Here is a 17,510-nt window from a genome sequence, read left to right on the forward strand (position 1 = left end):
CATCTCCCTCAGCTTGCCTTGCGATATTTGTCCAGGCCGCCGGTATGCATGACCCGGCCCATGAGCGGTACGCCGATGATCTCTTCCGCCTTGGCCGCCGCTGCGATCAGCTTGTCCAGATCAATGCCGGTTTCGATGCCGAGCTCGTGACACAGGAACACCGCATCCTCAGTGCAGACATTTCCTGCGGCGCGGGCGTGGCCGTGGCCCGCGAAAGGACAACCGCCAAGACCGGCGACCGAGCTTTCGAACATGTCCACACCCATCGACAGGGCGGCATGGAGATTGGCGATCCCAAGCCCCCGCGTGTCGTGGATATGCATACCGATGCGCGCCTCGGGCGCCATTTCGCGCAGGGCGTCGATCATGCGTTTGACCGCCTCGGGGTTTCCCCAGCCCATGGTGTCGGCGATCACAAGGATTGGCACGGGGATGTCCTCTTCTTCGCAAAGCTGAAGAATGAAGCGGAAATCGTCCAGAATGCGTTCTTGCGGGATGGGGCCTTCGAGGTTGCAGCCGAAGGCGGTCATCACATAGGCCGCGTCGACCGTATATCCCTCTTCCTTGTAAAGACGAACCCAGTCGCGTTGTTTTTCCCGCATGTCTGCGGACGAACAATTGTTGTTCGATTGGGCAAATGCCTCGGAAGGATAGAACAGCAGGCGCGGGTCGATATCGACCTCATGCGCCGTCAGGGCCTTGCGAAACCCTTTGTCGTTCAGCCACAGCGACGTGTAATTCACGCCCGGCTTGCGCTTGATACGCTGGAACAACTCCCCGGTGTCTGCCATCTGCGGCACATATTTCGGGCTGACAAAGCTACCGACCTGAATGCGCTTCAGACCGGTTTCGCTGAGCATGTCGATCAGTTCGATCCGTTCTTCGATCGGATAGATCTTTTTTTCGATCTGAAATCCCTCACGCGGGCCTTCTTCTCGAAATTCGACGAATTTGGGAAAGTCGCTCATGTCATCACTCCTCGGACGGTAGAATCTCGGCGATGACCTGGCCGCGATCGACCATGTCCCCATTCGAGACGGAAATGTTGCTGGCGATCCCGGCTGCAGCCGCCCGGATCGAGATTTCAAGTTTCATCGATTCCATCACCGCAACCACGTCACCCTCTGCGACAGCCTGGCCTTCGGCGACCTTGATTTCGACAATCATCCCTGTCAGCGGAGAGGTCACGGCGCGATCTGCCACCGCATCACCGCCAGCAAAGGCGAGGGGCGCGGCCGGACGGAAGACCAGGCGGCCTTCGGGCGTGTCCAGTTCGATCACGCCGGCGCTCAGACGTGCTTCGATCAGGTGGACGGTGTCGCCTTCACTCAGGCGCCAGCGGCCCGGCGTGATTTCACGGGCGGACAGTGTCAGCGCTTCGCCGTTTTCCGAATGGACGGTGTATTTGGCACCCGGTTTGACAGGTCCGATGCGCAATTCCTCGGATTCATCGTCTGAATCGGTGAGCGTCACACTCGGCCCCGCTTCGATCGCATCACCGCCCAGGCCAAGCCGCCAGCCGGTAAAGGAGTCACGGTTGGTCCAGGGATTGGCATCAGTACCGCCACGCGACTTGGCCACGAAGAGAATGGCGGCTGCCGCCTTCCACAGATCGGGACGGACAAGGGGGGCTGCCTGTGTCAGTTCGTCCAGCCTGCCGTCGATCCAGCGCGTGTGAACCTGCATCCGTTCGAATTCCGGGTTCCGCACCAACGCCGTCAGGAAGGCGCGATTGGTTTGCACACCCTCAACCGCGACGTGGTCCAAGGCTGTCGCCAGCCGCGCCAAGGCGGTTTCCCGGTCGGGTGCATGCACAATCAGTTTGGCGATCATCGGATCATAGAAGGGCGTCACTGCGTCGCCTTCTTCGACACCGCTGTCGATGCGCAAACCTTCCGGCAGGCTGAGCGTGGTCAAGGTGCCGGTTGAGGGGGCGAACTGCATCGCCGGATCTTCGGCGTAAAGCCGCGCCTCGACCGCGTGGCCATTGATCGCCAGATCATCCTGCACCAGACCAAGGCCTGCGCCTTCGGCAATGCGCAGGTGCAGAGCAACCAGATCCAGGCCGGTGATCGCCTCGGTGACGGGGTGTTCCACCTGGATGCGGGGGTTCACCTCAAGAAAGAAGTAATCCTCGCCCGCGACCAGAAACTCCACCGTGCCGAGGCCGCGATAGTCAAGCGTTTCACCCAGGCGCACCGCGTCATGCGCGATCTCGTCCAGCAGCGCACGGGGCAAGCCCCAAGCCGGAGCCTCTTCGATAACCTTCTGGTGACGGCGCTGAAGCGTGCAGTCACGTTCGAACAGGTGCACCACGTGCCCCTTGCCATCACCCGCGATCTGCACTTCGACATGGCGCGCTTCTGGCAGGAAACGTTCCAGCAACAGCCCTTCGGAGCCAAAGGTGGATTTCGCCTCGCGAAGGGCGCCTTCGATGTCTTCCACAAGGGTGGCCTCATCGGTGACAAGCCGCTGGCCGCGCCCGCCACCGCCGCCGACGGCCTTGAGCAGAACGGGCAGGCCCATTGCGCGGACTTCATCGGCAATCTCTTGCGGATCGGACCACGCGCCTTCGGCACCCGAAATAACCGGGACGCCGGCGGCCACGGCAGCCTCTTTGGCGCTGGCCTTGTCGCCGAAACGGTCAAGCGTGTCCGGGGTCGGCCCCATGAAGACCATGCTGGCGGCCTCGACCGCACGGGCAAAATCAGAGTTCTCGGCCAGAAAGCCATAACCGGGATGGATCGCATCCGCGCCGACCGATTTCGCGGCGGCAATCACCGCGTCGATCTTCAGATAGCTCTCGGACGCCGGTCCGGCACCGATGCAGACTGATTGCCCGATCTCGCGGACATGTAGGGCATTGGCGTCGGCTTCGGAATGCACGCCAACAGGGGTGATACCGCTGGCCCGCGCGGTGCGCGCGATCCGGCAGGCAATTTCGCCGCGATTGGCGATTAGAAGCGTTTTGATTTTCATGATTCGCTCCTCACATCCTGAACACGCCGAAATTGGTTTCGGCCTTGGGTCTGCGCGAGGTCACATCCAGCATGAGCGCCATGACATCGCGGGTTTCACAAGGCTCGATCACGCTGTCGATCCAGAGGTTAGAGGCAAAATTGTAAGCACCTTGAAAATCCTCGTATTCCTTGCGGATGGGCGCCTTGAAGGCTTCCTCCTCTTCGGGGGTCCAGCTTTTGCCTTCGCGTTCGTTGATCTGTGCGCGGACCTGCGCCAGCACGCTGGCGGCCTGTTCCGGCCCCATGATCGCGGACCGTCCTGTTGGCCAGGCGAACATTGCGTCCGGCTGGAACGGGCGGCCCAGCATTGCCAGGTATCCCGCCCCGTAAGAGCCGCCGGTGATGATGGTAAACTTTGGCACCCGGGCCGAAGACATGGCCGTGATCATCTTGGCACCCGCCTTGGCGATGCCCATCTGTTCGACCTCGCGGCCAACCATGAAGCCGTTCACATCCGCCAGAAACAGCAGTGGAATGTCGCGCTGTACGCAGAGGTTGATGAAATGCGTCGCCTTCAACGCGGCCTCGACGAACAGCACGCCGGTATTGGCGAGAATGCCCACTTCGTGGCCGTGGATCCGGCCCCAGCCGGTCATGATCGTGTCACCATAAAGCGGCTTGAACTCGTGGAAATCGCTGTCATCCACCAGCCGTGCGACAATCTCGCGGTTGTCGGTTGGCACCTTGGGGTCGCGGCTGACGATGCCGTAGATTTCCTCGACCGGATAGGCGGGCGCGCGCGGCGTCTTGGGCGTCTTGCGGGGCAGGGGTTTTTCGCCCAGATGGCTGACGATCTCGCGGGTGATGGCCAGCGCGTGGGCGTCATCCTCGGCAAGATGGTCGGTCACACCCGACACGGACGAGTGCATCTTGCCGCCGCCAAGTTCTTCGGCATCCACCTTTTCGCCGGTGGCAGCAAAGGTCAGTTCCGGTCCGCCCAGATACATAAAGCCCTGACCGCGCACGATCACCACCTCGTCGCAGAGCGCCGGGATATAGGCACCACCCGCAGTGCAGGGGCCCATGACCACCGCGATCTGCGGCACACCGTCACCGGACATGCCGATCTGCTGGTGAAAGATCGATCCGAACTGCCCCTCATCGGGGAAAATGTTCTCCTGATCCGGCAGAAACGCGCCGCCGGAATCGACCAGCGTGATCACCGGAAGGCGGTTCTTCCACGCGATCTTCTGGGCGCGCACGTGCTTGCGGCAGGTCATGCCGAAATAGGTGCCGCCCTTCACGGTGGCATCATTGGCGATGATCATGCACTGGCGGCCCTCGATCACGCCGATGCCAGTGATGATGCCCGCCCCCGGCGGTACACCATCATATTTGTTCAGCCCGGCAAGCTCCCCGACTTCCAGAAAGGGGGTGCCCGGATCGATCAGCCGTTCGACGCGTTCGCGCGGCAGGATCTTGCCTTTCGACACGTGCCGTTCGCGGGCCTTTTCAGGGCCACCGACACGTTGTTGCAAGCGAAGGGCATGCAGCTCGCCGACTTTGTCGCGATACTGTGTATCGTTTTGCCGGAAGTCATCTGACCCGGTATCGAGCAGGGATATCATTTTTGTCATGGCAGGTCGGGATATTCTCTCAGAACAAAGGCAACCTTGGCGGCGCCGGGTTTTTCAAAAGTGTCGGGCGCGACCAGGTGAACGTCGGCCTTGAAGACCAGGGCATCGCGCAGGCGCTGTTCGATTTTCTTCTTGAGGGCAGCATCGTCCGCGGTATCGCGGTCGGGTCCGCGTTCGACGATCACTTTCAGCGCGCCCTGCGTGGTATGACCTTCGAAATCGGCCACGATGCGCATGACGCCGTTAGTGTCCGGCACCATCTCGGTGATCACGCTGTTGATGGCCGACGGGAACACATTGGCCCCGCGCACGATCAGCATGTCGTCGGTCCGGCCGGTGCAGCGGATCTTGGGTCCGGTACGCCCGCAGGAACATTCGGTGTCGATCACCTCGATATAGTCGCCGGACCGGAAACGCACCACCGGGCTCGCCTGACGGCCAATCGCGGTATAGATCATCTCGCCCTCGGCGCCTTTTTTCCAAGGGATGATGTCGCCGCTCTCGGGGTCGAGCAATTCAGTGATGATATAGTCCATGTTGACCATGTGCATCCCCGACTGGGCGTCGCATTCGGCCCAGTAGGTCACACCCAGATCGGTGCCACCCAGCATTTCGGTGCATTTCGCACCCCAGGCCGCTTCGATCTTGGCGCGAATTGCCGGGATGCCACCACCGGGCTCTCCTCCGACGATCACCTGTTCCACTCCCAGCTCACTGGCCTTGCATCCCAGCACCTCTGGCGCGTTTTCCGCCAGGTGCAGCACGAAGTTCGGCGCGCCGACGATGCAGCGCGGACGCGTGTCGGCGCAAGCGCGCAGCAGCCGCTCCGCACCGCCATCCGCCCCCACCGGCACATCGATTGTGCCCATGTACTGCAATCCCTGCATCACGGGGATGCCGCCGACAAAGCCCTTGGCCAGCGAAAACGCGTGCAACACCATGTCGCCGGGGCGCACGCCATTGGCAAAGAAGCAGCGCGCTGTCATCTCGTGCCACATTTCGGCGTCGGATTCGGTAAGGGCAACATATGAGGGGCTGCCGGTGGTGCCCGACGAGGCCTGCATCTGAATGATGTCGGCCATCGGCGCGGCGCGGTGTTTGCCAAACGGCGGCTCGGCGGCCAGGCTTTCGCGGATCTCGGTCTTGTAAGTATAGGGCAGCTTTTGCAGGTCTTCGATGGTGCGAATATCGTCGAACTCCACGCCCGCTTCGGCTAACTTTTCCTGATAGAAGGTCGAGTTCGTCTTGAGATAGGCCATCTGCGCACGCAGTCGCTCTTCCTGAATGCGGCGCACTTCGTCAAGCGGCGTGCCCTCGATTTCGTGCCAGAAACGATCGTTTACCTTATCGGCGGCATCCTCCCGCCGGAAGCGCATTCCAAATTGCATATTGTCCTCCGTTCCGGACCGGGCGATCAATAGGACCGCGGCAGACCCATGACCTTTTCGCCGATGAAGCTGAGGCACAGCTCGCGGTTCACGGGTGCCGTACGCAACAGGCGCACCAGCGGATACATCTCGTAAAGTCCCGTATCCTCGGTGAAACCCGATCCGCCATGCGCCTGCAGCGCGGCGTCCACCGCTTCGATCCCAGCTTCGGCGGCGGCATACTTGGCCATATTCGACGAGGCCCCCGCGGGCAGCTTGTTGTCGAATTCCCAGGCCGCGCGACGGGTCATCAGGCTGGCCATCTCGACCGCTGTGTGCGCCTTGGCCATCGGGTGCTGCACGCCCTGGTGTGCACCGATGGGTTGGCCGAAAACATTGCGCTCGGAGGCATAGGCCACGCCCTTGTTCAGCGCGAAGCGGCCGATGCCGCAGCACAAAGCGGCCAGGATGATGCGTTCGGGGTTGAGACTGTCGAACAGGATCGAGAACCCTTCGTCCACCTCGCCGACCACATCCTCGGGGCCCAGATCCACCTCGTCGAAAAACAAGGTCCACTGTTCTTCGGGCAGGGGGATCGAGATCTTCACCCGCTGCTTGTCGACGCCTTTTTTCTTCAGATCTACGGCGAACAGGGTAAAGCCGTCGGTCTTGCGGCTGACTTCTGTGTGCGGCTTGGTGCGCGCCACCACCAGACAATAGTCCGACACCTCGGCGCCGGTGATAAAGGTCTTTTCGCCCGACAGGCTGAACCGGTTGCCCCGACGCTTAGCCAGCGTGGTGGCCTTCATCGTGTTCGACCCGGCACCCGGTTCGGTGATCGCGAAACAGAACTGGATATCACCGCGGCAGGCAGCCGGCAGCAGCTCCTTCTTGTGGAATTCGCTCCCGTGGCTGGCGATATGGGCCAGCGACATGGTCGGCCCGACCACCATCATCAGAAGCGGTATGCCGTGATTGGCGGTGCCCTCCATGAACAACGCCATTTCGGTCATGCCAAGGCCGGCGCCGCCGTATTCCTCGGGCACCATGATGCCCAGAAAACCATCGTCAGCAATCTGTTTGAACATCTCGTGCGGGAACTCATGCCTGCGGGCGTGGTCGAGCCAATACGCATTGTCGTATTTCTGCGCCAACTGACCGCCGTATTCGTAAATCTGGCGCTGTTCGTCGTTCAAAGTGAATTCCATGTTTCGTCCTCAGGCCTTGAATTCAGGGGTGCGCCGGTTCTCGAACGCGTCGAGCCCTTCGGCGACGTCATCACTGGGCAGCGCGCGCACGGCGGCGTCACGTTCCAGCCGCATTTGCTGGTCGATGCCCAGGTCCGTGCCTTCCCGCGCCAGCCGCTTCATCTCGGCGATACCGGGACGCGAGCGGGTGGTGATTTTCTGACAGTATTCCAACGCGGCCTGATGCAGATCCGCATCCGGCACGATATAGTTGACCAGACCGGCCTCTTTGGCCGCGCCCGCCGCAAGCCAGCGGGCTGAGAACATCAGGTCGAGCGCCCGGCGCTGCCCCATCAACCGCGTTAGCCGCTGCGAGCCGCCCCAACCGGGAATCAGTCCGAATTGTGCATGCTGATCGCCAAACTGAGCGGTTTCGGCGGCGAAACACACATCGCAAGCCAACATCAGTTCGATCCCGCCGGCCAGACACAACCCCTGCACTGCCACCACGACAGGGAGGGAGGAGGTTTCGAGCGCACGCAGGTTTTCCATGCCAAAGGCGATGAAGTGATCCAGCGCGGCGGGATCGTTCAATTTACCTTTCACTTCCACCAGATCGGCACCGGTGCAAAAGTTCTTGCCCTGTGCCCGGATGAGGATCGCCCGGATATCCGGGTTCGCCTCGAATTCCGAACGCGCGGCAGATATGCGCTCATGCACGTCAAGTGACAGGCAATTGAATTTCTCGGGGCGGGCCAGCTCGATGATGCCGGTGTTGCCCTCGGTCGTGACGATAATGGGATTGCTCATTTCTGAGCTCCCGTCGCCTTCTTGTCATATTGCAGCGCCATCCGTCCGACCTTCTCGCGGGCAATCACCAGCTTCTGGATCTGCGCGGTGCCGTCACCGATCTGCAGACCAAGCACATCGTTATAGCGCTGGTGGTGAGGCAGGTCGGTGGTATAGCCGTAATGTCCGTGCAGGATCAGGCACTGGTGCAGGATCTCGCAGGCGGTTTTGGGCAGGTACCATTTGCACATGGCCGCCTCGGACGTATGCGGCAGACCACGGTCGCGCAGGTCCAGCGTGTAATAGCAAAGCTGGCGCATCATGGTCAGTTGAGTTTCGGCTTCGGCCAGCGGGAAACTGACGCCCTGATACTGCACAATCGGCGCACCAAAGGCTTCGCGTTCCTGGACATAGGCCCAGGTTTCATCCACCGACGCTTGCGCGGCACCCAGGCACTCCAGCCCGATCAGTGCGCGCGAATAATCAAACCCGGCCATGATCGTTCCGAAGGCGCGATCCTGTTCGGCCATCATGTTTTCGGCCGGCACGAAGACGTCGTCAAAGAACACCGACCCACGCCCGACGGGCTTGGTGCCGATGTCGTCAAAATGCGTGCGCTTGATGCCGTCCTGGTTCAGATCGACAAAAAAGGCGCTGACCCCGCGTGAGCCACCGTTAGGATCGCCGGTGCGGGCAAAGACGACCGCCGCATCGGCCTGACTGGCAAAACTCATGGATGTCTTTTCACCGTTCAGCCGCCAACCGTTTCCGGATTTCTCGGCCTTCAGAATCAGGTTCGCCGCGTCCGATCCGCCGCGCGGCTCTGTCAGACCCAGACCAATGACGGCATCACCCGAAACAACCTTGGGCACCCATTTCGCCGCGATGTCGCGGGAGGCATGCTTGGCAACCATTCCGCCCATGAGAGAGCCGAGAAGCTGCACGTAACTTGCGTTGAAATCAGCATAGGCGATCTCTTCGACGATCAGCCCTGACGCGACAGAGCTTTCACCCAGTCCGCCGAATTCTTCCGGCAGATCGGCCCCGATCAGACCGAGTGCGCCCATCTCCTTGATCAGCGCACGATCAAAGGTATGGCCGCTTGCGCGCTCCTGATATGTGGGCGCAAGCTTTTCAGTTGCGAAGCGCTTCGCGGTTTCGCGAAAAGCCTTCTGATCGTCTGTTGGCTGGAAATGCATCGGTGCTCCTCCCAATGACCGAAATTTATCTTTCCAAAAATCTAACATTTGTTAGAATACAGATCAAGCATAGTTTTGAGGAGGATGCCCACAATGGAAAATAAGCCAACGGAGAGCTTCGGGACCATGCTCTCGCCGATCCGCGCAGGCCAGCATACATTGCGAAACCGTGTCATCATGGGGTCGATGCACACGCGGTTGGAAACCGAGCCTGACGGCATAGCCAAACAGATCGCCTTTTATTCTGAGCGGGCGCGGGGGGAGGCGGCGATTCTGGTCACCGGCGGGTTTTCCCCCAATGCCGAGGGCATATTCGATCCCGAAGGTCCGCGAATCGACGACCCGGAAGAGGCGCGCAGCCTGCGCCCGATCTGCGAGGCGGTGCAGGCCGAAGGCAGCCTGATCTGCGCGCAACTCCTCCACGCCGGGCGCTATGCAAAAATCGAAGGTTGTGTGGCCCCGTCGCCGATCCGTGCACCGATCAACCGTTTCGTCCCGCGTGAAATGTCCGATGCTGACATCCGCCGCACCATCGAGGATTTCGCCGCGGCAGCCGCCAACGCGCAGGCGGCCGGGTTCGATGGCGTCGAAATCATGGGGTCCGAGGGATACCTGATTAACGAATTCACCGTTACCCACACCAACAAGCGCGAAGACGACTGGGGCGGAAGCGCCGAGAAGCGCCATCGATTCCCGGTCGAGATCGTGCGCACGGTGCGTGAACGCTGCGGGCCCGACTTTCTGGTCATCTACCGGATTTCCGCCGCCGATCTGGTCGAGGGCGGCGCGCCCGCCGATGAAATCGCCGCACTGGCGCGCAAGATCGAGGCGGCAGGCGCGGATATTCTGAACACCGGCATCGGCTGGCACGAGGCGCGCGTGCCGACCATCGCCTATCCGGTGCCGCGCGGCGCCTGGCGCAAGGCAGCGGCCAACGTGAAAGCGGCGGTATCGATTCCGGTGGTCGCCTCGAACCGAATCAATACGCCCGAGCTTGCCGAAGACATCCTTGCCTCTGGCGATGCAGACATGATCTCGATGGCGCGCCCGTTTCTGGCCGACCCGCATTTCGTGAAAAAGGCGCGCGACGGCCGCGCGGACGAAATCAACACCTGCATCGCCTGCAACCAGGCCTGTCTGGATTTCATCTTTTCGGACCGGCCTGTCGGGTGTCTGGTCAACCCACGCGCCGGGCGTGAAACCGAATTTCGGGACACGCCAACTGACGCGCCGCAGAAAGTGGCTGTGGTTGGCGGCGGCGCGGCGGGCCTGGCCACGGCGGCCGAGGCGGCGCGGCTGGGCCACGATGTCACGCTGTTCGAAGCGCAGAACAAACTGGGCGGCCAGCTGAATCTGGCCCGCGCGGCGCCGGGCAAGGACGAATTCGACGAAACCCTGCGGTATTATGCCGGTCAGCTGAGAAAGCACGGGGCCAAACAGCGGCTGGGGCAGCGGGCCGACGTGAACGATCTTGACGGTTTCGACCATGTGGTTATCGCCACAGGGGTCACGCCGCGTATTCCCGACCTGCCGGGTATCGACCATCCCAGCGTCGCGACTTATGCGGAAATCCTGTCCGGCGACCGCGAGGCGGGCGACCGTGTCGTGGTGATGGGGGCCGGTGGCATTGGCCATGATGTGGCCGAATTCCTGGTGACCGAACCCGCCGAGGCCGCCAACACAGACGCCTTTTGCGAAACATGGGGCGTGGACCCCGAGTTTGCCACCCCGGGCGCCCTGGCTGGCGATCCATTGGCACCGAAACCGTCGCGACGCAAAGTCGTTATGCTTCAGCGCAAGACAGCAAAACCGGGCGCGGGGCTTGGAGTTTCAACAGGGTGGATTCTGCGCAACGCGCTGCGCAAACACGGGGTCGAGGCGATGGGCGGGGTGACCTATGACCGCATCGACGACGCGGGGCTGCATATCCTCACGGACGAAAGCCCAATGATCATCTCGGCCGATACGATTGTGCTATGCACCGGCCAGGAGCCGGAACGCGCCCTGGCAGAGGAGCTTGCCGCCCGCGGTGTCACGGTTACGATGATCGGCGGGGCAAAGGAGGCCGCCGAACTTGATGCTCTGCGCGCCATTGATGAAGGGGTGCGTCTGGCGCAAAGTCTCTGAACCGAAGCCCTGGCAAGGGAGGAAACCATGCTGACCGACGTCATCCGTGCAGGGCGCGCTGATCTGTATTCGATCTTTCGAACCCGCGCACAGGACTGCGCCGGGGCTTTGGCCATTGAGGACGGCAGCAAGAAACTGACCTACGGCGAATTGCTGGGGCGCGTCGATCGTCTGGCTGCCGTCTTTCTGGCAAGAGGCGTGGCACCCGGCGACAGGATCGCGATCCTGTCGCACAACCGGTCTGAATACCTGGAGGTCGAACTGGCTGCGGCGGGAATCGGCGCGATCGTCGCTTGCCTGAACTGGCGGCTTGCTCCCGATGAACTGCGGCATTGCATCGATCTGGTCGCGCCGGTTCTCGCCGTCGCCGAACCGGATCTTTCAGAAGCCTATCGGGCCGTCGCGGCGACACCCTGTCTGACCGTCGGGCCAGACCTGGACACGGCCATTGCCGGGGTCGAACCGGACCCGCGCACCGGAACCATGGTAGACGATCCAGAGGCCGGTCTGACGATCCTTTACACCTCGGGGACCACGGGCCTGCCCAAGGGGGCGCTCATCAGCCACCGCGCGCATATCGCCCGATCCATGGCTTTTGCGGCACAACTGGCGCTGGATCCCAGCGACGGGTTCATCGCCTGGGCACCGATGTTCCACATGGCGTCCACCGATCATGCGCTGGCGACAATCCTGCGGGGCGGGACCGTGGTGATGGTGGATGGTTTGCAGCCTGCGGTCATCAACGAGGCGCTGTCGCGCCACAGGATCGGCTGGTTCGTGATGATGCCGGGTGCGCTGGACGCCTTTATCGCAGACCGGCGCGCCAACCCTCTGCCGGTGAAGGGCATCAAGGTTTGCGGCGCAATGGCCGATCTGGTGCCGCCGCATCAAATCGCGGAACTGACGGGCCTTCTGGACACGCCCTATCTGAATTCCTTCGGGGCAACCGAAACCGGCCTGCCGCCGGGGACCGCCGATCTGATTGCGCCGGGTGTTACCCCGCACCGGCTTTCCAAGCGCATCAGCGCATTTTGCGAGGTTCGGCTGGTCGATCCTGACGACCGCGAAGTCCCCGATGGAACGCCGGGCGAAATGGCAGTGCGGGGCCCAACGTTGTTTTCAGGGTACTGGAACGCCGACGACACCAACGCCCGCGACTTTCGCAACGGCTTCTTCCACATGGGTGACCTTTTCCGGCGCAATGTGGACGGCACGGTCGACTTTGTGGACCGGGCCAAATACTTGATAAAGACCGGCGGCGAGAATGTCTATCCTGCGGAAATCGAGCGTGTGCTTCTATCCCACCCCGGTGTAGTCGATGCTGCGGTGGTGCGGGCATTTGACACGAAATGGGGGGAAAGCCCGGTGGCCTTTGTCGCCTGCGGCAATGACGGGCCGGATGCCGAGGCGCTGATGAATTTGTGCCGCGAAAGCCTCGCAGGCTACAAACGGCCGCGCGAGTTTCGCTTTATCGCGTTCGAGGACTTTCCCAGATCGACCAGCGGCAAGGTTCAGCGGCATGTGCTCGAAACATGGATCGGGGACGAGAAAGCCGAAACCAGTTGATACACCGGCGCACAATGGATGTGAGGTCATGAACATAACATCCCGTGAGCCCGTCCGGTGCTGATATAATATTAATGTATTCCGGTGACTTACACCGAAGATGGGAATTCCCCTGCCGATGATTGTCCGGATCATCGCGTTGGTGTAAAATAATTATCCGCTTTCTTTTTGTAACCGTCAATCCCAAGCCGTCAGCATTGCGTTTCAAACCGAGAAGGAGACCGAAAACATGACGAGTGTCGCAATTGTCTATTTCAGCGGGTATGGGCACACGGAGGTTCAAGCGAACGCCGTGGCCGAAGGGGTCAGAAGTGTTGAAGGCACCGAAGCCAAGATTCTGAAACTGCCCGAAAATGGGTAACTTGACGAAGCCGGCTGGGCGGCGCTGGATGCTGCCGACGCCATCGTCTATGGCAGTCCGACCTACATGGGCGGCCCCGCGTGGCAGTTCAAGAAGTTCGCCGATGCCAGCTCGAAGCCCTGGTTCACGCAGAACTGGAAGGACAAGATCGCCGGTGGGTTCACCACCTCGGCTACAGTCAACGGTGACAAATTCTCGACCATCCAGTATTTCATCACGCTGTCGCAACAGCATGGCCAGATCTGGTGCGGCGTCGGGCTGATGGCGCCGAATACCAAGGCCGACGGCCCGGAAAAGATGAACTGGACAGGTGGTTATTCCGGCCTTCTGGCAATCGCGCCCTCCGACAGCGCGCCCGAAGAGTTCCCGGCCGGTGGCGATCTGGACACCGCGCGCGCCTATGGCAAGCGGTTGGCCGAAGTCACACTGCGCTGGCAGGGCTGAACCAGGGCCACGGACCGGTGACCGGCCCCTGCGGCTTGGGGCGGTCGAGGCGGGAACGCAGAGTCCCGCCCGGCCGCCCGTTATCCGGCCACGCCTGTCAGCCCGACAATCGCCGTCAGGTCACTGGACGAAAGCATCCCGGTTCTGGGCAACGAAATCAGCAAATCGGCGGGCAGGGCGCCCCAGCACGTCGCTGACCGTGGTCTCGATACCGGCAAGGTAGCCCTTGGGCGCGATGGACGCCAGTTCGACCATGGCCCCGGCGACCTCGTCCTGCATTCCGCCGGCGATCATGGACGCCTTGGTATCCTCGGCCGACAGGGGCGCGCAGGTGACATTTCGCCCTGTCACCTCGGACAGAAGGGCCGCGATATCATCTCCGGTCAGCGCTTCGGGCCCGGTCAGACCAAGACCCTTGCCTGCGTAACCCGGAGCGGTCAGCGCCTCGGCGGCGACATCCGCGATGTCGCGGGCGTCGATCCAGGCAACGGGGCCGCCCAGATCATCGTAGTACACCGCATTCTTCGCAATGCTGCCGGCCTGCCAGAGCAGGTTCTGCATGAAATAGGTCGGCTGAACGAAGGTCCAGTCAAGGCCGCTTTGCTTCAAGAGTTCCTGGGTGTCGGAATGCCATTTGCCAAAGGTCAGCCCCGCCTTGGGTGACGCACCCAGCCCGGTGGCCACAACGACATGGCGCACCCCCGCGACCTTGGCCGCCTCGATCACGTTCGCCTTCCATTGGCGCATGTCCAGATGGGCAGGCGTGACCAGGTATATCTTTTCTGCCCTGTCACAGGCCCGCGCCAGCGCGGCGGGATCGGTGAAATCCGCGGCGACCGCCTCGCATCCCTTGGCCTTGAGCGTGCCAACCTTTGCCGGGTCACTGGTGACAGCGCGCACGGTAGCGCCCTTTGCCAGAAGCGTGTCGACAAGAGGCGCGCCGGTGGTGCCCGTGGCTCCGAATACAGTGATCATGGCTTTTCCTTTTGCAGGTCTGCGATGGGTTGAATGGTTTCAGGGTTGCTGATCGACGACAGATCGCCTGGATCTTCGCCGAGGAAGGCGGCGCGCACGACCCGGCGCATGGTTTTCATACTACGCGTCTTTGGCAGCGCCTCGACAAAGTGGATCTCGCGCGGGCGGAAGGGTTTCGAGACGATCTCTCCGACCCGATCCTTGAGCCGGTCCACGAGGTCCGCGTCCAGCGACACATCCGGTGCCGCCACGCAGACGCAGACGACGGCCACACCCTTGATGTCGTCAGGTGCCGCGATGGCGGCGGCATCCACCACCTCTCCGCTCTCGGTCAGGGCCGCCTCGATCTCGGGCGGGCCGATCCGTTTACCGGCGATGTTCAGCGTGTCGTCAGACCGGCCCAGGATAAACCATGTCCCGTCCGGATCGTAGCGCACCCAGTCGCCGTGCCGCCAGAGGCCGGGGAAGGTGGACCAGTAGGTTTCAAGGTAGCGATCGCGGTCGCCCCAAATGGCCGGGGTCAGCCCCAGAGGCGGCTGGGTAACGACCAGTTCGCCCACCTCGCCCGGCGCGGCTTCGCTGCCGTCCTCGCGCAGCACTTTCGCGCCGACCCCCAGGGCCTGGGCGGAAAATCCGCCGGGCTTGATTTCGTGCAGCACGGTCGATGTCAGAATAGCACCGAACAACTCGGTCCCGCCCGAGATGTTCAGCGGCACCGCGCGGCGGCGGCAGATATGATCCAGTTGCCAGCGCCAGGCGTCCTCGGTCCAGGGTTCCCCGGTCGAGGCGACAATGCGCAGGGGCGACAGGTCGTAGTCTGTCAGCGGCTCGAGCTCCTGCGTCATGAACTGCCGTACCAGGGTTGGCGCCACGCCGAGATGCGTGACCTTCATCTCGGACGCAAGGCGCAAAAGTCTGAACGAATCGCCGGGCATCGATGGTGCGCCTTCAGCAAGCACCAGCGTTGAACCCGACAGCAGCACCGACAAAAGGGTGAGCGGTCCCATGACCCATCCCATGTCGGTCATCCACAGGTGCCGGTCATCCTGTTTCATGTCGAGACAAAGCAGGAAATCAGCCGTGGCCTTGGCCTGCACCCCCAAATGGGTATGCACGACGCCTTTGGGCCGCCCGGTGGTGCCCGATGTATAGGCGATAAGGAAGGGATCTTCGGCCTTGACGGGAACAGCGGCGAAATCCGGACTGGCGGGGCCCACGGTTTCGGTCCAGTCGAGATCGCGGGTCGGATCGGCCACCGCGCCGCCGAACCGTCGCAGGCTGACCACGGTGTGCACCGAAGGCACCTCGGTCAGGGCTTCGGCAAGCGCCGCCTCCATCCAGACCGGCTTGCCTCGCCGGGGTGTGGCATCCGCTGTCAGCACCGCTACGGCACCGGCATCGTTCAGGCGCGATACGATGGCATGGGGCGCAAAGCCGGAAAACAGCGGCACCGCGACCGCGCCCAGTCGGGCAATACCCAGCAGCGCGGCCTCGATTTCGGGGATCATCGGCATATAAATGCCCACCGCCTGACCGGGCTTTACGCCGCGCGCGTCAAGGGCCGAGGCGGCGCGGGCGGCTTCGGCGGCAAGTTGGGAATAGGTCCAGCGGCGGCGGCTTCCGTCTTCGCCGATCCAGTCGATCGCGACTTTTTCGCCCAGGCCATCGGCAATTCGGGCGTCAAGACAGGTTTCCGTCAGATTCAAAGTGCCTCCGACGGCCCATCTGACCGATTCTGAACCTTCGGAGATGTCCCGCAATCGTGTGTAGGGTCGCGCGATCCGAATGCCGACGTGGTCGATGATCCGGCCCCAGAACCAGTCCGGGTCCTCATTGGTGCGGCGGGCGAGATCTTCGTAACTGTCAATGCCCCAGTCCTTCAGAAAAGCGGTCAGCGTGCTTGAACGCTGAATGTCAGAGTCTGGCTGAAACATTCATCACCTTTCTTCAAAAAAAGACCGCACAGTGAGCGCGGCCAGTCGGGGAGGTAAAATATCTTGTCACGGCTTGGTCGCAGCGCCATGTAACAGGCGCTGCGACCAGCGGTTAACCGTGCATGGACAAGCCGCCCGAAACCGATATCACCTGGCCGGTGATGAATCCGGCGTCATCCGACGACAGGAAGCAGATGATGCCAGGGTAATCTGTCGGCTGCGCCAGGCGCTTCATCGGAATTGCCCGCTTGAGACCTTCGGCAATTTTTTCACCAGCTTCGCCCTGGGCAACCTGTGCGAACAGCGGCGTATCGGTCGGACCGGGGGCGACGGCGTTCAATTGAATACCTTTGCGTGCAAGTTCGCGCGCTACAGTCTTGGTGAACGATATGATGCCGCCCTTGCAGGCCGAATAGACAGCCTCGCCCGATGACCCGACGCGACCAGCGTCGGACGCGATATTGACAACGCGGCCACCACCGTTCTTCACCATGCCCGGAAGCACCGCGTGGTGCATGTTCAGCGGACCGTATAGATTGATGTCGATGACCTTTTTCCAGAGATCGACATCTGTATCGAGGAACGGTTTAATCACGTCCCAGCCGGCGTTGTTCACCAGCGCATCGATCGGGCCTCCGGCCTCGAATTCGGCCACCGCCTTGTCGACCTGGGCGTGGTCGGTGATATCTACCTTGAAGGCCTGCGCCTTTCCGCCAGCCTCGGTGATCAGTCGGACAGTTTCTTCCGCCCCATCCTTGTTCAGATCGAAAACGGCGACTTCGGCACCTTCTTCGCCGAACCGTCCGCAAACCGCGCGACCAATGCCGCTGCCGCCGCCGGTCACGATGACCCGTTTCCCACTCAACCCTCGCATAAGGAGGTCCTCCTTCTCCAATAGACCTTCGTAGAGAACTTGATTCGGTACGTTCTCCTTCATATTCTAACATTTGTTAGAATTATTGCA

The 17,510-nt window shown here is 61.8% G+C and carries 14 protein-coding genes; 4 read left to right on the forward strand and 10 right to left on the reverse strand.

Translation table 11 applies throughout. The annotated features are described in order from the left end of the window. Positions 1-8: 8 nt before the first annotated feature. The 7 genes from ARCT_RS0103035 to ARCT_RS0103065 are packed head-to-tail and all read right to left on the reverse strand — an operon-like array spanning position 9 to position 9,139. A complete protein-coding gene (locus ARCT_RS0103035; protein ID WP_027238755.1) occupies positions 9-968 on the reverse strand; it encodes a hydroxymethylglutaryl-CoA lyase in 960 nt (319 codons plus the stop codon). A gap of 4 nt (positions 969-972) precedes the next feature. Then, positions 973-2,979, reverse strand: a complete 2,007-nt coding sequence (locus ARCT_RS0103040; protein WP_027238756.1) for an acetyl/propionyl/methylcrotonyl-CoA carboxylase subunit alpha — start codon at positions 2,977-2,979, stop codon at positions 973-975. Between the two features lie 10 nt (positions 2,980-2,989). Further along, positions 2,990-4,597 carry an acyl-CoA carboxylase subunit beta gene (locus tag ARCT_RS0103045; RefSeq protein WP_027238757.1) on the reverse strand — a complete coding sequence of 536 codons (1,608 nt, stop codon included), beginning with the start codon at positions 4,595-4,597 and terminating at the stop codon, positions 2,990-2,992. Next, positions 4,594-5,985 (reverse strand): phenylacetate--CoA ligase family protein, encoded by a 1,392-nt coding sequence (locus ARCT_RS0103050; protein ID WP_027238758.1) that lies wholly within the window; start codon positions 5,983-5,985, stop codon positions 4,594-4,596. Before ARCT_RS0103050 ends, ARCT_RS0103045 begins: the two co-directional genes overlap by 4 nt. Positions 5,986-6,011: 26 nt before the next feature. After that, positions 6,012-7,172: an acyl-CoA dehydrogenase family protein gene (locus tag ARCT_RS0103055; protein ID WP_027238759.1), complete on the reverse strand. Its 1,161-nt coding sequence runs from the start codon at positions 7,170-7,172 to the stop codon at positions 6,012-6,014. Between the two features lie 9 nt (positions 7,173-7,181). Then, positions 7,182-7,961 carry an enoyl-CoA hydratase/isomerase family protein gene (locus tag ARCT_RS0103060; RefSeq protein ID WP_027238760.1) on the reverse strand — a complete coding sequence of 260 codons (780 nt, stop codon included), beginning with the start codon at positions 7,959-7,961 and terminating at the stop codon, positions 7,182-7,184. Continuing rightward, complete coding sequence (locus tag ARCT_RS0103065; protein ID WP_027238761.1) at positions 7,958-9,139, reverse strand: acyl-CoA dehydrogenase family protein; 1,182 nt, start codon at positions 9,137-9,139, stop codon at positions 7,958-7,960. The genes ARCT_RS0103060 and ARCT_RS0103065 overlap by 4 nt, the downstream gene beginning before the upstream one ends. Positions 9,140-9,232: 93 nt before the next feature. Between ARCT_RS0103065 and ARCT_RS0103070 the strand changes: the two genes are divergently transcribed. The 4 genes from ARCT_RS0103070 (at position 9,233) to ARCT_RS25170 (ending at position 13,637) form a co-directional block, all read left to right on the forward strand. Further along, positions 9,233-11,266: an FAD-dependent oxidoreductase gene (locus ARCT_RS0103070; protein ID WP_027238762.1), complete on the forward strand. Its 2,034-nt coding sequence runs from the start codon at positions 9,233-9,235 to the stop codon at positions 11,264-11,266. Positions 11,267-11,293: 27 nt separating this feature from the next. After that, positions 11,294-12,832 carry a class I adenylate-forming enzyme family protein gene (locus tag ARCT_RS0103075; RefSeq protein WP_027238763.1) on the forward strand — a complete coding sequence of 513 codons (1,539 nt, stop codon included), beginning with the start codon at positions 11,294-11,296 and terminating at the stop codon, positions 12,830-12,832. A gap of 229 nt (positions 12,833-13,061) precedes the next feature. Beyond that, on the forward strand, positions 13,062-13,193 hold the full coding sequence (locus tag ARCT_RS28765; RefSeq protein ID WP_276202234.1) for an NADPH-dependent FMN reductase family protein: 132 nt from the start codon (positions 13,062-13,064) through the stop codon (positions 13,191-13,193). A 24-nt stretch (positions 13,194-13,217) separates the two neighbouring features. Next, positions 13,218-13,637: a flavodoxin family protein gene (locus tag ARCT_RS25170; RefSeq protein WP_205855511.1), complete on the forward strand. Its 420-nt coding sequence runs from the start codon at positions 13,218-13,220 to the stop codon at positions 13,635-13,637. A 120-nt stretch (positions 13,638-13,757) separates the two neighbouring features. On the opposite strand, the gene ARCT_RS0103085 is transcribed toward ARCT_RS25170, so the two are convergent. From ARCT_RS0103085 to ARCT_RS0103095, 3 genes are all read right to left on the reverse strand, one after another. Further along, the gene (locus tag ARCT_RS0103085) at positions 13,758-14,612 is read right to left on the reverse strand and encodes an SDR family oxidoreductase (protein WP_027238764.1); all 855 of its coding nucleotides are present in this window, start codon (positions 14,610-14,612) and stop codon (positions 13,758-13,760) included. Next, complete coding sequence (locus tag ARCT_RS0103090) at positions 14,609-16,546, reverse strand: AMP-binding protein (RefSeq protein ID WP_027238765.1); 1,938 nt, start codon at positions 16,544-16,546, stop codon at positions 14,609-14,611. Before ARCT_RS0103090 ends, ARCT_RS0103085 begins: the two co-directional genes overlap by 4 nt. 112 nt (positions 16,547-16,658) lie before the next feature. After that, on the reverse strand, positions 16,659-17,483 hold the full coding sequence (locus ARCT_RS0103095; RefSeq protein ID WP_322786393.1) for a glucose 1-dehydrogenase: 825 nt from the start codon (positions 17,481-17,483) through the stop codon (positions 16,659-16,661). Positions 17,484-17,510 lie beyond the last annotated feature (27 nt).

It is taken from the genome of Pseudophaeobacter arcticus DSM 23566 (genome assembly GCF_000473205.1).
Taxonomy (GTDB): Bacteria; Pseudomonadota; Alphaproteobacteria; order Rhodobacterales; family Rhodobacteraceae; genus Pseudophaeobacter; species Pseudophaeobacter arcticus.

What these genes read in the sequence shown, in the direction of transcription:
- ARCT_RS0103055 (WP_027238759.1), bottom strand. Translation starts at nt 7,172, where the DNA reads ATGGAATTCACTTTGAACGACGAACAGCGCCAGATTTACGAATACGGC.
- ARCT_RS0103060 (WP_027238760.1), bottom strand. Translation starts at nt 7,961, where the DNA reads ATGAGCAATCCCATTATCGTCACGACCGAGGGCAACACCGGCATCATC.
- ARCT_RS0103040 (WP_027238756.1), bottom strand. Translation starts at nt 2,979, where the DNA reads ATGAAAATCAAAACGCTTCTAATCGCCAATCGCGGCGAAATTGCCTGC.
- ARCT_RS0103045 (WP_027238757.1), bottom strand. Translation starts at nt 4,597, where the DNA reads ATGACAAAAATGATATCCCTGCTCGATACCGGGTCAGATGACTTCCGG.
- ARCT_RS0103065 (WP_027238761.1), bottom strand. Translation starts at nt 9,139, where the DNA reads ATGCATTTCCAGCCAACAGACGATCAGAAGGCTTTTCGCGAAACCGCG.
- ARCT_RS0103075 (WP_027238763.1), top strand. Translation starts at nt 11,294, where the DNA reads ATGCTGACCGACGTCATCCGTGCAGGGCGCGCTGATCTGTATTCGATC.
- ARCT_RS0103070 (WP_027238762.1), top strand. Translation starts at nt 9,233, where the DNA reads ATGGAAAATAAGCCAACGGAGAGCTTCGGGACCATGCTCTCGCCGATC.
- ARCT_RS28765 (WP_276202234.1), top strand. Translation starts at nt 13,062, where the DNA reads ATGACGAGTGTCGCAATTGTCTATTTCAGCGGGTATGGGCACACGGAG.
- ARCT_RS0103085 (WP_027238764.1), bottom strand. Translation starts at nt 14,612, where the DNA reads ATGATCACTGTATTCGGAGCCACGGGCACCACCGGCGCGCCTCTTGTC.
- ARCT_RS0103050 (WP_027238758.1), bottom strand. Translation starts at nt 5,985, where the DNA reads ATGCAATTTGGAATGCGCTTCCGGCGGGAGGATGCCGCCGATAAGGTA.
- ARCT_RS0103095 (WP_322786393.1), bottom strand. Translation starts at nt 17,483, where the DNA reads ATGAAGGAGAACGTACCGAATCAAGTTCTCTACGAAGGTCTATTGGAG.
- ARCT_RS0103090 (WP_027238765.1), bottom strand. Translation starts at nt 16,546, where the DNA reads ATGTTTCAGCCAGACTCTGACATTCAGCGTTCAAGCACGCTGACCGCT.
- ARCT_RS0103035 (WP_027238755.1), bottom strand. Translation starts at nt 968, where the DNA reads ATGAGCGACTTTCCCAAATTCGTCGAATTTCGAGAAGAAGGCCCGCGT.